The organism is Nostoc sp. UHCC 0251 (assembly GCF_034932245.1).
Lineage (GTDB): Bacteria > Cyanobacteriota > Cyanobacteriia > Cyanobacteriales > Nostocaceae > Nostoc.
Window position 1 is genome coordinate 1 of record NZ_JAYGHD010000304.1, and the last position, 13,623, is coordinate 13,623.

The 13,623-nt window shown below is 40.4% G+C and carries 13 protein-coding genes; 4 read left to right on the top strand and 9 right to left on the bottom strand.

The genetic code is table 11. The features are described 5' to 3' along the window. Positions 1 to 243: 243 nt before the first annotated feature. Both VB740_RS23340 and VB740_RS23345 read left to right on the top strand, forming a co-directional pair. Positions 244 to 2,574: a DUF3488 and DUF4129 domain-containing transglutaminase family protein gene (locus tag VB740_RS23340; RefSeq protein WP_323202266.1), complete on the top strand. Its 2,331-nt coding sequence runs from the start codon at positions 244 to 246 to the stop codon at positions 2,572 to 2,574. A 448-nt stretch (positions 2,575 to 3,022) separates the two neighbouring features. Further along, the gene (locus VB740_RS23345; RefSeq protein WP_323202267.1) at positions 3,023 to 3,808 is read left to right on the top strand and encodes a DUF4058 family protein; all 786 of its coding nucleotides are present in this window, start codon (positions 3,023 to 3,025) and stop codon (positions 3,806 to 3,808) included. Between the two features lie 102 nt (positions 3,809 to 3,910). On the opposite strand, the gene VB740_RS23350 is transcribed toward VB740_RS23345, so the two are convergent. The 5 genes from VB740_RS23350 to VB740_RS23370 all read right to left on the bottom strand — a co-directional run bounded on the left by VB740_RS23350 (position 3,911) and on the right by VB740_RS23370 (position 6,678). Beyond that, positions 3,911 to 4,249, bottom strand: coding sequence for a type II toxin-antitoxin system PemK/MazF family toxin (locus VB740_RS23350; protein ID WP_323202268.1), 339 nt, complete (start codon positions 4,247 to 4,249; stop codon positions 3,911 to 3,913). Beyond that, positions 4,249 to 4,485 (bottom strand): CopG family ribbon-helix-helix protein, encoded by a 237-nt coding sequence (locus tag VB740_RS23355; RefSeq protein WP_323202269.1) that lies wholly within the window; start codon positions 4,483 to 4,485, stop codon positions 4,249 to 4,251. Before VB740_RS23355 ends, VB740_RS23350 begins: the two co-directional genes overlap by 1 nt. A 90-nt stretch (positions 4,486 to 4,575) precedes the next feature. Next, positions 4,576 to 5,388 (bottom strand): TM2 domain-containing protein, encoded by an 813-nt coding sequence (locus tag VB740_RS23360; protein WP_323202270.1) that lies wholly within the window; start codon positions 5,386 to 5,388, stop codon positions 4,576 to 4,578. Positions 5,389 to 5,474: 86 nt separating this feature from the next. Next, positions 5,475 to 5,864 carry a hypothetical protein gene (locus VB740_RS23365; RefSeq protein WP_323202271.1) on the bottom strand — a complete coding sequence of 130 codons (390 nt, stop codon included), beginning with the start codon at positions 5,862 to 5,864 and terminating at the stop codon, positions 5,475 to 5,477. A gap of 133 nt (positions 5,865 to 5,997) precedes the next feature. Beyond that, positions 5,998 to 6,678 carry a uracil-DNA glycosylase gene (locus VB740_RS23370; protein ID WP_323202272.1) on the bottom strand — a complete coding sequence of 227 codons (681 nt, stop codon included), beginning with the start codon at positions 6,676 to 6,678 and terminating at the stop codon, positions 5,998 to 6,000. A gap of 192 nt (positions 6,679 to 6,870) precedes the next feature. On the opposite strand from VB740_RS23370, the gene VB740_RS23375 reads away from it, so the two are divergent. Further along, positions 6,871 to 7,545, top strand: coding sequence for a phosphoribosyltransferase (locus VB740_RS23375; RefSeq protein WP_323202273.1), 675 nt, complete (start codon positions 6,871 to 6,873; stop codon positions 7,543 to 7,545). Positions 7,546 to 7,789: 244 nt separating this feature from the next. Here VB740_RS23375 and VB740_RS23380 read toward each other — a convergent pair whose 3' ends face one another. The 3 genes from VB740_RS23380 to VB740_RS23390 all read right to left on the bottom strand — a co-directional run bounded on the left by VB740_RS23380 (position 7,790) and on the right by VB740_RS23390 (position 10,910). After that, positions 7,790 to 8,890 (bottom strand): tetratricopeptide repeat protein, encoded by a 1,101-nt coding sequence (locus tag VB740_RS23380; RefSeq protein WP_323202274.1) that lies wholly within the window; start codon positions 8,888 to 8,890, stop codon positions 7,790 to 7,792. Between the two features lie 405 nt (positions 8,891 to 9,295). After that, positions 9,296 to 10,138: a cyanophycinase gene (locus tag VB740_RS23385; RefSeq protein WP_323202275.1), complete on the bottom strand. Its 843-nt coding sequence runs from the start codon at positions 10,136 to 10,138 to the stop codon at positions 9,296 to 9,298. 568 nt (positions 10,139 to 10,706) lie between these two features. Then, complete coding sequence (locus tag VB740_RS23390) at positions 10,707 to 10,910, bottom strand: hypothetical protein (RefSeq protein ID WP_323202276.1); 204 nt, start codon at positions 10,908 to 10,910, stop codon at positions 10,707 to 10,709. A 316-nt stretch (positions 10,911 to 11,226) separates the two neighbouring features. On the opposite strand from VB740_RS23390, the gene VB740_RS23395 reads away from it, so the two are divergent. Continuing rightward, positions 11,227 to 13,164 carry an acetate--CoA ligase family protein gene (locus tag VB740_RS23395; protein WP_323202277.1) on the top strand — a complete coding sequence of 646 codons (1,938 nt, stop codon included), beginning with the start codon at positions 11,227 to 11,229 and terminating at the stop codon, positions 13,162 to 13,164. 209 nt (positions 13,165 to 13,373) lie between these two features. Here VB740_RS23395 and VB740_RS23400 read toward each other — a convergent pair. Then, on the bottom strand, positions 13,374 to 13,623 hold a 250-nt coding region (locus tag VB740_RS23400), incomplete at its 5' end, for a tetratricopeptide repeat protein (RefSeq protein ID WP_323202278.1).

Below are 13,623 nucleotides of genomic sequence, written 5' to 3' on the forward strand. Positions count from 1 at the left end.
ATTTTGCATAATACCAAAATCCTTGTAGAGACGTAGCACTGCTACGTCTCTACATTCAAGTTCATACCTCGATTCAGCAACGCCTTATTTTTTTAAAGTCCCTAACTTGTAAAAATACGCGCTAAACCTTGATAGATGCATGAAAGCAGGATAAGAAAGCTTCTTCTAAGGGGAATACTTTAAAGTAGGGCGAACAGTTTCGTCCTCAGTATTGTTTTTGTGGCATCTATACTTAGGCTCGAAATGCTCAACTTATCCAGGATAAATCGGTTTTGGCGTGTCCCTGTAGGTAATTTCTGGCGGCAAAATTCGCAGCGATCGCCTTTGATAGAAGTAGAGGATTCAATTTCCTTGCGGGTGCTGGTGCTAGCGTTGGTTATTTTGGGAATTGTAGCGACGGATATCGCCGCCGAAACTTCATTCAGTTTTTGGGCGTTACCCCTGAGTATAGTGGGTGCGATTTGGAGTTACTATAGTCGCCGCGATGCCAATGTTGCAGTTAAATTTTGCATCGCTATAGGAATGTTAGTAGCACTGGGTGCTTTTTTTGGGCGGTTAGTAGGAGAGTTGAATGATACACGGTTGGGTTTGGCGGAGCTATTAATTCAACTCCAGGTGTTGCACAGCTTTGATACACCTCGCCGCAAAAATTTGGGCTATTCGATTGTTATAGGACTGATTTTATTGGGTGTGGCGGCAACGCTAAGTCAGACTTTAGCATTTGCACCTGTGTTGCTGTTATTTTTAGCGATCGCTCTGCCAACTTTAGTGTTAGATTATCGCTCACGCTTGGGTTTGCAGCCATTAAAAACTCAAAAGGAAAAATTCAACAAGAAAAATTCCTCAACTCTTAATTTTAAATTTTTAATTCTGACTTTTTTGCTAATTGTCGGTCTAGGGCTGGCAATTTTTGCTGTTTTACCCAGATTCCCAGGCTATCAGTTACGAAATTTTCCTGTAAGTTCTGCTATTCAAGTAAAAGGCAGTTTCACAGGACGTACTATTATCAATCCCGGTTATGTCCGCCAAGGTAATGGTAATAATCAAGGCAGTGGTAGCGGTGGTACGAAGCAAAACCGAACTGGTCAACCAGGTAAAGTAGATAATAACTTTTACTATGGTTTTAATAGCCAAATTAACCAAAACCTGCGGGGCGAGATGAAACCGAAAGTTGTGATGCGGGTGCGATCGCAAGTTGAGGGTTTTTGGCGAGTACTAGGATTTGACCGTTATACAGGTAAAGGATGGGAAGTTTCCCGTAATGAAGATGTTACGACCATCAAGCGATCGCCTTGGTCTTACCAAATTTTCTTGAACCGACCTCTGATTACTGGTAAAACCCAAGAGATAGTACAAACTTATACAGTGGTAGCGGATTTGCCTAACCTAATTCCGGCGATGGCTTATCCGAAAGAGATTTACTTTCCGGCACCAGTGATCGCGGTTGATAAAGAAGATGGATTGCGATCGCCTGTGGAATTATCAGAAGGACTCACCTACACAGTAATTTCTGAAGTACCATACCGCGATCGCACTTTGTTAGGTAAAGCTTCTACTAATTATCCGAAACAGATTAAAAAGCATTATCTGCAAATTCCTCCCGAAATTGCCGAAAAAGTCCGACAACGTACCGAAGAAATTCTCGCTAACTACAATCAAGAACGAGTTGCAAAGTCTTCTAAAAGCCTAGATTCACCCTATGAAAAGGCTCTCTACCTAGCTCAATACCTGAAGCAAAACTACTCTTTTCCCCAAAATCCCTTAGATTTGCCTTATTTGGGAGAAAAAGATGACTTAGTAGAAGCTTTTTTATTCAAATATAAAGGCGGTTATCCAGACCATTTCTCAACAGTTCTCACGGTAATGCTACGTTCCATTGGTATCCCAGCGCGGTTGGTAGCAGGGTTTAGTGCAGGACAATTTAATCCATTTACAGGGCTATATATTGTCCGTAATACTGACGCTTATGCGATGACGGAAGTATATTTTCCGAAATATGGCTGGTTTGCCTTTGACCCCATTCCCAATCATCCTCTGATACCACCTTCAATCGAGGATACTCAGACTTTTAGTGTGTTGCGTCAGTTGTGGCACTGGGTTGCTGGGTGGCTACCTTCTCCGGTGACAGGTTTGTTGAATAATGTATTTGAGACAATATTTAGGTGGGTGATTAGAGCGATCGCTTGGTTTCTAGCTTTATTCTCTCAAGGTTGGTTTGGTGTATTAACTGCTTTAATCGTGACAACCACAGCAGCTTTCTTCGCTTGGCTGGGTTGGGGACAGTGGCGAGAGTGGCGCAATCGCCGATGGTTAAAGAAATTGCCAGCAATGGAGAGCCTATATCAACAAATGCTGCAATGGACAACCCAAAAAGGTTTAGGTAAACATCCAGCACAAACACCTTTAGAGTATGCCAAAGGATCGTACCAGTATCATGCCCCAGCGACTGCTGAGGTTATAGATGAGATTAGCCAAGCCTATGTTAGTTGGCGTTATGGTGGTCATACTCCTAACTTGAAGCGACTGCGAGAGAGATGGCAAGGTATCAAAAAGGCTGGTAAGGCTGATAAGTAATCCAAGTTGCGGGTTATCAACTGACGTGTGTTTGCTAACCCTCAATTCATGGGATGTTTTATTTAAGTCCTATAGAAGAAACTCTAAACTTTCTGCGCTTTGTCAAGCACAAGTAACAATCACGGTAGAAGCACCAAAGTAAGCGCATCTTGTCAAAAATAACTTCCATATCGTTGTGTTGTATCCACCTGCAATCATAGGACTAAATTTTGTAAAATTAGCATACCAGTTAAGAAAGCCGAAAAGTGAGAACAATTGCTGCGAATACGGCTGTCAGGAAGATTGGGCGCAGGTAGAATCTCAAGGTATTAAGGGTTAGTTGACAAAAGCAGATCAATGTGGTATTGCACTTACGAGTTGTTCTTAGAACCCCACCCCCAACTCTTCTTGCAAGGGAAGAGGAGGCTATGAGAGTTACTTTTAAAATTTTGGTTTTGAGATATTTGCTATGGCTTATCCTTTTCCAGGAATGAACCCCTATTTAGAAAATCCTGAATTATGGCCAGGAGTACATGGGAGACTAATAGTAGCGATCGCAGATTACCTCTCTCCTCAACTACGTCCTAAATATTTTGTCGCTATTGAAGAACGAATTTATCAAACTACTGGCGATGATAAACTCTTAGTTGGCATTCCTGATGTAATAGTACAAAAGTCGCAGACAGCAGTAAATCCTAAAATACTGAATATAGCTGTAGCTACACCTGCCATTCAACCTAAAACGGTTACAGTTCCTATCCCTGAGATAGTAAAGGAGAGATATTTAGAAGTGCGAAAGGTAGGAACAAAAGAAGTAGTGACAGTGATTGAAATTCTCTCACCAAAAAATAAACGTCTAGGAGAAGGACGCAACGCATACGAAACTAAGCGACAGCGAGTGTTAGGAAGTTCAACACATTTGGTAGAAATTGATTTATTGCGTGTCGGGGAACCAATGTTAGTTTTTGGGGATGGTACGCAAAATGATTATCGTATTTTGGTTAGTCGAGCAGAAAATCGTCCCCAATCTGATTTATATGCCTTTGATTTGCAAGATATAATTCCTTCATTTCTCTTGCCTTTGCGAACGGGTGATAGTGAACCGTTGGTGGATTTGCAAAGTTTATTAGCTGGGATTTATGACCGCGCAAGTTATGATTTGGTAATAGATTATAGCAAAGAGGCATTACCAGCTTTACTAGAAGCAGATGCTGCTTGGGCTAATACACTGTTACGGGAGAAGGATTTACGGTGAATCTATGGATTAGTTCTTTAGAGTCTACTCAGAATGCTGTGCTAGGAGAGGGGCAAGAAGAAAACTGTATTGCACAATAGCAAGAAGCGCTGTATACCTCACTTAGAGGTACAAAATTGTTCGCAGTCCTTCGTCTATTTCTTCTTGTAGATGTTCTGGTAGTGAGCCAACGCGCTCTACTAAAAACCTTTTGTCAACAGTAAAAATTTGAGACACATTAGCAACAGAATCTCTGGGTAAACCTGTAGCTTCATGCGGTAACAATACATTGCCTGGTGCCTGTGCTAACTGAGTGTTCGAGGTAATGATTACAACAATTAGGGTGCTGATACGACTTTGAGTAAAAATATCATCTTGAACAATCAAAATAGGGCGACGATACCCAGGTTCTGAACCAAGTGGATCAGGTAAATTTGCCCACCAAATTTCTCCGCGATACACTACCAATCCTCACCGGACAAGGACATAAATTGTAACTTTGCCAATACTGGATCTAGTTCAGAGGACTCTTCAGAATAAACTGTATTCAGTTGGTTCAACATTTGATTCCGGTTGTACTTCCGCAAATATGCTTTCAAAGCTTTTGTGTAAAGTTCACTACGAGATACCCCTAGCTCTCTAGCTAGTGCTTCTGCCTCTTCAAAAATTGAATCTGGAAGTGAAATTGCAGTTTTCATAACTCTGCTGCTTTTGGTCAGTATACTTCTAGTTATACCCTGGTTATACCAATTTTAAAATATTCGTGCAAGAAGTCTATTTTTCTTCATTCAGAACCAACCCTTTTTACTGCTGACATAGGTTTGTACGAACTCTCGATCCGACTTTGTTAGGTAAATAATTCCCTCAATAATGCTAATGATAGCTATGATGAACGCACCATAACCAGCAGTAAACAGAGTTATAAGAAGCATGATAACGCCTTCTTTGGTGTAGTCCAGGATAAACTTATGAATACCCAATGTTCCCAGTAAAATTGCCAAAATTCCGGCAGATATTTTTTTATCAGCGCTTGGAACATGAGAAGTTACAAATCTAGCTGAGTTTGTTGTTCTTTGCGTTGGGATTGAAAATTCTGGTGTCGGAGAGGATGTAGATGATTGAGTAACTACTTCTAATTTTTTAAGCTTGAGTGTTTCTAAATCAACTGGCTTGTTCAAAATTTCATCCAATTCATAAGTTAACTCTCCGGCTCTTATCCAGAGTGCAGAAAGTACTGTATCAAACTCATATAAACCATGAATAATAGATTTAGGTACGTTGGGAAATTCACGAGCTATCAATTTTCCAATAGGTTCATTTGCTGCTATTCCTGTCAGCGAGCCAAGACCGATAAAAATACCATTCAGTAGGCTTCCTCGTTTAACTTTGTGACCCATACATTCCAGTGAAAGCTCATAGTAAAGCATAATTTTCTGGATTAATTCTGTTAAATAAGGACAAACTTCACTATCAGGAGAACGTTCAAATTTTTGAACTGCTAATTTTGCTATTCCTAAGACAGGTGGTAAGTCATTATAACTAATACCAATAGATGTTCTAGCTTTCAAATTCATGAACTGTTCTAGAACATCTTGTGCCAAACCAGTTTGTAGCTGCTTTTTCGGGAGCATCCACTTTCGGCGGAGCTACTTTTTTAGATGAACCATATAGTAGGGTTTTCGGAGTATCAGAATGATGTTTCTTCCAAAAGTGGATGCTCCCGCTTTTTCTTTGTATTACTTTCGTCAAATGTAAAAATTTTATCTTGTCCATCTTGTCCAGCAAGTTCAAGTTCTTGATTCCAAACTGGAAATTCTTCACCTAAACATTTACCGTAAATCTTAACTCTCTCAATCAATGCAGTTTCTAAATTTGTAATTCCCTTGCGGACAAATGCAACTAAAGCTTGTTGATCTGTCACTTGAGCAGATTCCAGCATGATGTGTAAACAACCATCTTTAAATGCAACTTTGGCAGTGATGCCTTTGGGTTGGAGAGATCGATTCATCAAAGCAGCAATAGCTTTTGGATCGCCTTGTTTAGCAAGTTCTAGCAGATTAGGTTGTACATTAGTCATAGCTGTCTCTAGAAAAAGTAGTAAATTCTTATCCTAGAGTTCCCCAATTGAGCTTATCGCTCACGCTATCTACAGAAATTTACTTTCTCACAGTGGATAATCTAAAATCTAAAATTGAGTTACTAGATGTTTATTAGCTGTTACTTTGAATTTCGTCTAACTTGGCCCGCACTGCCTGGATATCCTGCCACATCAACCATTTCGGCGCACCTTTTTCTTTAGAAGGATTACGCAGCAAGTAGGAAGGATGAAAAATTGGCATACATAAACGCCCTTCCCACTCTAACCACTGACCGCGAATTTTTGTAATCCCCCGCTTATCGCCTGTGATGCCTTTGACAGCAGTTGCACCTGTTAAAAGGATTATTTTGGGGTCAACTAGGCGAATTTGTTCTAGTAAGTAGGGTAAACAAGCCGCCACTTCTACAGGTGTAGGAACTCTATTATCTGGTGGGCGACATTTATTGATATTGGCTATGTATACATCTTGTTCAGTAGTCAGATTCACGGATGCCAGAATTTTTTCCAGCAACTGCCCTGATCTGCCTACAAATGGTAAACCAGTTTCGTCTTCATTTTGGCCAGGCGCTTCCCCTATAACCATAATTGGTGCTTTGAGATTACCACGTCCGACAACAGCATGAGTCCGAGTGTCTCCTAATCCACAACGGTGGCAGCTATTGCAATGTTGTGCCAACTCCGTCATGTCAGAATAAGTTCCCGGAGCGATCGCAATTTTAGCGTCTGTGGGAATCAGTTCTCGTTGGTTAAGGGTTGAGTCGTCGAAGAGGCTGAGTTGGGTTTCGCTGCTCATGAAAATTAGGATTTTGGCATCAGCACCATCTGTCTTATCTGAGTTAAATACTGCTCTGGTTGGAGATTTATCAAGATAAATAGACTTTTGCTGAATACTTAATTATTTATACAAATCTTATTGTATCAGTTAATTTGAGACAAAATTCAGTCATGATAAAAGCAGTACCGTCCTAAGATGCTGGGGGAAACCATGTCACATACCCCACTTTTTGCCGATCGCACCCATGCGGGTGAGGAATTGGCGCGAGTGATTCATGATGTTTTGACTCAGCAAACTATTGATTCTGGGGTAAAGCCTGTACCAATTGTTTATGCTTTGCCAAGAGGGGGTGTACCGGTAGCAGCACCAATAGCAAGTCTTTTGGCTTGTCCGTTGACGATTGTTGTGGCGAAAAAGATTAGCCATCCAGAAAACCCAGAGTTAGCAATTGGTGCAGTCACTACTTTTGGAAATGTTCTTTGGGCTGATCAAAAGCTATTTCGCTCTAAACATGATGCGCGGTGGCGGGAAGTAGCTTTAAATAAAGCAATCAACCTAGCTAAATCTCTTGAGGCTCAATTAATTCCTGCTTGTCCGCAGGTGAATGCAAAGGATGCTACGCTCATCTTAGTTGATGATGGTATTGCTACAGGTATGACAATAGCGGTAGCGGCAACTGCTCTCAAAACGCTTTCTCCAGCAGCAGTTTGGCTATGTACTCCAGTAGCGCCACAAACGTTACTACCCCGGTTAGAACAATGGGGCGATCGCATAATTGTCTTGGAAACACCGGAACCATTCTGGAGTGTGAGTAATTTTTATGCACAATTTCCTCAAGTAGATACATTAGAAGTTCTTGAATATCTCCAGCAACAAAATAAGTAATTTGGCGTAAATAATTGTCGTTGGGATAAGGCAATAGGCAATAGGCAACAGGCAATAGGCAATAGGCAATAGGCAATAGGCAATAGGCAATAGGCAATAGGCAACAGGGTTTTAGCTTAGTTCATTTTTCTTTATATAGTTTGAATTTATTGCGCCAACTTACTTACAATGGGGGGAATGGAGCTATGCGAGTAATTTTAATTTTTGAATAAGTTAATTTTAAATTTTTACTGTGTTTTACTTTTTAACTATTAGGAGATGTTTCTTGTTGGTATTGCATAGCTTTGGCATAATCACCCAAGGCATAGCAAGCAACTCTCAGACTAGCAAGAGCTTGTTCTTCACTACGACGATCTTTGATATTTCTAGCTAACAGCAAACGTTCTTCATAATATGTAATTGCTTTGTTATAGTCACCCAAAGCTTCACAAGCAACTCCTAAACTACCTAAAGACTGTTCCTCGCTACGCTTGTCTTTAATTTCTCTGGCTAAGTGCAATCGGTCTTCATAATATTTAATGGCTTTAGCATAATCACCTAAAGCATAACAAGCATTACCCAAATTCTTTAGCACCTGAGAAGCACTGCGAACATTTTTTAAGGAACGTGCTAGTATTACGCACTGCTCATAATAAGCGATCGCTTTTGGGTAATTGTCCAAAGCATACCAAGCATTACCCAAATTCTTGAGTACCTGTTCCTCGCCCCAATTGTCTTTGAGTTCCCGTACAATTTCTAGGCTTTGCTGCTGATATTCAATTGCCTGTGTAAAGTTGCCCAAAACTTTATAAACCAATCCCAAATTATTCAGTGCCGCCACTTGACTCCGTTTGTCTTGTAGTTGCTGCGTTATTTTCAAACATTTTTCTAGAAACTCAATTGCTTTTTTATGATCATTCAGGTGACGGTAAGCATTGCCTAAATGGGAAAGTGCTTGCATTTGTACTGCTAAATCTGAGGTGTTATTGAGCAAAGACAGACACTGTTGGGAGTAAGAGATAGCACCTTTATAGTCTCCAGCGCTATAAGTTACCAATCCTAAAAAAGAAAGTGCCTGTGCCTGTTTTTGCAAATCTCCAACTGCCTGAAACAGACCCAAGGATTGTTGTAAAGACTTCAATGCTGCTATTAATTCACCAGCTTGCTGCTGTTGAATTCCTTGCCGTAGTAGCTTGGATGCTTCCGATAAATTGTCGTCATTTTCCTGTGGAGGTAGTATTTCTGCGTGTGAACCAGAGTCAAATTCATGGGTAATGGTATTACGCTTCACTGATTTTAAGTATGTTATTGGTAATTGTAAGGGAAGTGTATTTTTCGATCTGTTATTCCATTCGCTTTTAGACATCAACCCCTTCCTGTTAAGTCTGGTAGTAAATCTAGTGTTCCCAAAACCAGAAGATATCTTTCATCAGGTTGGTTTAGCAGGGGTTAATGAGCTATTTATCAGAATTTTTGTATTCCAGACTTGGTAGATCGCCCCAGCACAGTAAGGTTTGTTCAAATAAGGGAATTTTAGATTTGACTAACCAGTTATAAAAAATTGCAGGTGTTAATTTATACTAAAAACTTACGTGATTAAGACTGCGATCGCTTATTAATAATTAATCCCCCCTTTCTTCTTGAAAATGGGGGGCTATGTCCCCTATTTCTGAGATTACTTAGGAGGATATTCAAGAGATAAATGTCACGAATCTACAAGTATTAGTTATTGGCTTAATTTAAACGCACTTGCTCAAAGTGAGGTGTTAACTTAACCAGCAGGTACAGAGATATTTGCCACAGAGCCATTATTTAGGATAGGCTGGCGAGTTTTCAAGTCAAATTTGAAGCCATGTGGCAAGATATGAAGTTTCGCTCCGCAAATCGCCAAAGGCTCATCCTTCAAGATTTCGTCCATATTATTATATGTAGCCTCTGATTCATCAACAATTGTGACAGCGCCTTCACCAATAACTTCAATTTGGGTATCTGTCACTACCATAGCGGTATTCTCATCAATACCAAATCCCAAAACAGCAGGCTGTAGTATCAAAGCTGAAATTAAGCGTCCCAAGCGTCCACGCTGGGAAAAATGCTGGTCAATTACCACTCCTGGTAGAAAACCAAGACCTGGGCCCATTTCAACAGTTTCAATCCGAGGATGTGTTTCTGAGTCTCCTTCCACAATCATTACATCTGGCATCACGGCAGCGCCTGCGCTTGTGCCTGCGATAACTATACCTTCAGAGCAACGTTGATGAATCGCCGTATCTATTTCGGTATCCTTAAGGATATTGGTGATGCGAGCTTGGTCTCCTCCAGTAAAAAATACGCCAGTTGCTTTATTAATTGCTTCCAATGCGGTAGATGAGGATGCATCTTCACGGGTTTCTGTATCAATAATGCGAACATTATCGGCTCCCAGTCGCTCAAAAACTCTAATATAATTTTCTCCAACTTCTCTTGGTAATTCTGTTGCCGCCGTCATAATTACAATGTGCGCCTTCGTACCTCCAGCCCGTCGCACAAACTCTCGCAGAATTTGGCAATCTCCTTCCTTGTCTTCAGCCCCACCAATAATTACCAACTGCCGTTTGGGATTATTTTCTACCATGATGCCTCCTGATGTAAGTTAATAAATTTCACTAAATCATGACAATAAAACTATCAAATCATCCTTTTGGTAGATCACTTGATAGAAGATAGGGTGAAAACCTATCTGCGTAGACGTATACTTCTACAGAGAAGCAAGCTACGCCTTTGCGTAGCATCCCGCAGGAAACGTAGAGAAGCGGCTTGTCATTAGACATTGCAACCAGAACAAGAGCTTTTCAAGAAAGTTACATAAAACTAAATAACTATTCTCAAAATTAACTGCGTTGACTTAATAAAATCCACAGAAACAACTGCCTCTAGAAAATATCTCTAGAGGCATTGTTAACATCTTGCTAATTGCCGATTAAAAAATTATCGTGCAATCATAGGAATCCGGTTTGATTTTTGATAAAGATACGTAGGGTGCGTTAGCGACAGCGTAACGCACTATTACCAGGGATTCAGTGCGTTACGGATTTCATCCTAACGCACCATACTTAACTTTGTTCAAAAATCAAATAGTAATCCTATATTTAATAATTGATATTAAATCTAGCTGGGTGCAATTAAATATCTATTGGTAAGCCCTAATGAATACGACTTCTGTAAAGCAAGTTAGTTAAGAAAAAACGTGCTTGTTCTAGTGGGAGATGCCTGGGTTTGCCTTGATAGACAATTTGATACTCATTCAGGTCTGGGCCATCACCATGCCCAGAGATTAGCTTTTGGTGAAAAGCTTCCTCAGCAAGTTCTCGAATTTCATCTCTTAGATCAGCTTCTGTGCTATTCATACTTTGCTGTCTTTTCAATACCGCATATTTACTTATACAAATTTTGGGATGAGTGTTGCACCTTTCAAAGGTTATATCTTTGATTATTCATGAGGATGAACTGACTGTACTTTTTTCTCTGCTGAGGAAGGAAAGCTTAATTATGCCTTGAGGTAGTTGAAAATGCTTGTTAATAGGGTTAATCTTGGTTCTGATTAGATCAATGGCTTTGCCATCACTCTCCAAAATTAATGTGAATCAATCTACAATCAACAGGTCTGAGTAACCATAACTCAGCATATAAATTTCAGGGTGTTTAGCCAAAGGTTCGTAATCAATGGTTCTACAAAAAAGCAGTGATTTAGTCCGCATTAATGCTAGAAGAACGGATGTATTCGATATTTTCAACTTCAAGCATTATGTTGGGCCCAACCCCTATTTAGATACAGGGGCGCTAGTATTTGATTTTGCTCTAGTTGAGTCTAGAGAGCCTTTGCCAATCGAAGATTATATTACAAGAATTGGCGTAGACACAAAGGGGCTTATCGAGAGACATCGCTATCTAAATCTGGGCAACCAAAGCTACGAATCTTATGCTCATCTTTTTGCCCAAGTTGTGTCCGAAGTCGGAAAGCTTGACATGGATTTGTACCTTAACCGTTGGAGTGTTAAGCCATATCCAGGTTTCGTGCGGATTAGCGTCCAATCACTACATGAACGCACAACTAGAGAGGTAGTTTATTTTGTTTGGGATTGGTTTGAAGCCATTACCCAAGACGAAGACTTTACCTTTGATGAGCAGTTAGTGAAACTGCAAAATAGATTCCGCGCCTCTGTCTATGGTGGCCCCACGGTTTACGCTCTATTGCGAACAGCCTATGAAAAAGGTATTCCCGCCTTTTATTTGTGGGAAGAAGGATTAATGCAATACGGCTTGGGCAAAAAACACGTCCGAGGAGTAGCAACAACATTTAACTGTGATAGCCATTTAGATTCGGAGTTCACTACCCGTAAAGATGACTGTAAGGCATTTCTAAAAACCTTAGGTTTTCCAGTCCCTGAAGGCGATATTGTCTTTTCTGAGAAGGAAGCCTTAGCCACAGCAAGACAAATTGGCTACCCAGTGGCAGTTAAGCCAGTGGTAGGCCACAAAGGAATTGGCGTTACGGCTGATGTGCAGGACTCAAAAGAACTGGTAGCTGCTTATAATAGGGCAGTGGCAGCGATTCCCGAAGATCAGCTAACTCGGATAATTGTTGAGAAAAGTATTTCTGGATCAGATTTTCGCTTGTTGTGTGTCAATGGCAGATTTGTCGCCGCTACAGAACGCCGTCCAGCATCGGTTGTTGGTGATGGGTATTTAACGCTTGTAGAATTAATCCGTTTAGAGAACCGGAAACCTGCACGTTTAGATACGCCAACCTCGCCGATGAGTAAAATTCAGATAGATGAAGCGATGGAACTCTACTTAGAGGAACAGCGCCTATCATTAGACAGCGTGATTGAGAAGGGACGCACTGTTTACCTTCGTAAAGTTGCCAATCTTTCAGCCGGAGGTATAAGCATCGATGCAACGCAGACGGTTCATGATGACAATATTATCTTGGCGCAAGATATTGCTCAACATTTCCAGTTGACTTGTCTTGGTATTGATGTGATGACCAAAAGTCTCTCAGAATCTTGGAAATCGAGTAACTTTGCCATTTTGGAAATCAACGCTGCACCAGGCGTTTTAATGCATCTTAAACCTTCTGAAGGTGAAAGTGTTGATGTACCTTCTCATATTTTAGAAACCTTTTTCGAGTCGGGTACAGATTCCAGGATACCAATTATTACCTTTAATAAAATCTCAGTTGAAGAATTGCAAGCAACGATTGACCATATTCTTTTGCAACGTCCCAACTGGATAATAGGCGCTGTTTGTCGTGATGCAGTTTTTGTAAATCGGTCTAAAAAAGTATTAAGTAAAGATTACAATAGCAACGTCCAAACTTTGCTGCGTCATCCAAAACTTGATTTGCTGATTGCCGAGTATGCGGGAGACATCCTAGATGAAGAGGGTATGTTTTACCGCAGTAGTAATATGGTAGTTTTGGATAATCCCACCGAAACTGAAATGATGCTACTGCGGGATGTCTTCGATGGTTCTACTGTGGTGATTAGAAAAGGTAACGACATTTCTATCCGCCGTAGAGGGTTGATTGAAGATTATACTCTAACTGAAAATGAACCATTTACACGGGTTTATTTGAAAGAAACCGGAACCATATTGTGAGCTAAGTAAAGTATAGCAAGGGAATGGGGAATGGGGACTGGGTGAAAAGCCTTTATGTGTCTAAGTTTTATCATCTGTTGATGTCCTAATCACCAAGGCTTTTGCTATAAATAAGCGCTCAACCCAATTTTTCTCAATTCAACTGAAAAGTTAGTTCCCCGACTTCTCAAAGAAGTCGGGGATATGAATGTTAGCTAAAAATAGATTTTCTAGAATTTTAAAATATCTAATGATTCTTCTATTTCTAAATCTAGTATTTTTTCTCGTGTATCTTTGAGTGCTTCTAGCTTCCCTTCTTTGCGATAGATGTCTGCTGCTTTTTGAAAATCTTCAATTGCTCCCTGTTTATCTGCTATTTCTAAACGAATATTGCCGCGATTGTAATAAGCATCTGCATAATTTGAATTAATCTGTATTGCCTGAGTATAATCTTCAATCGCTCCTTCAAAATCTCCTAAG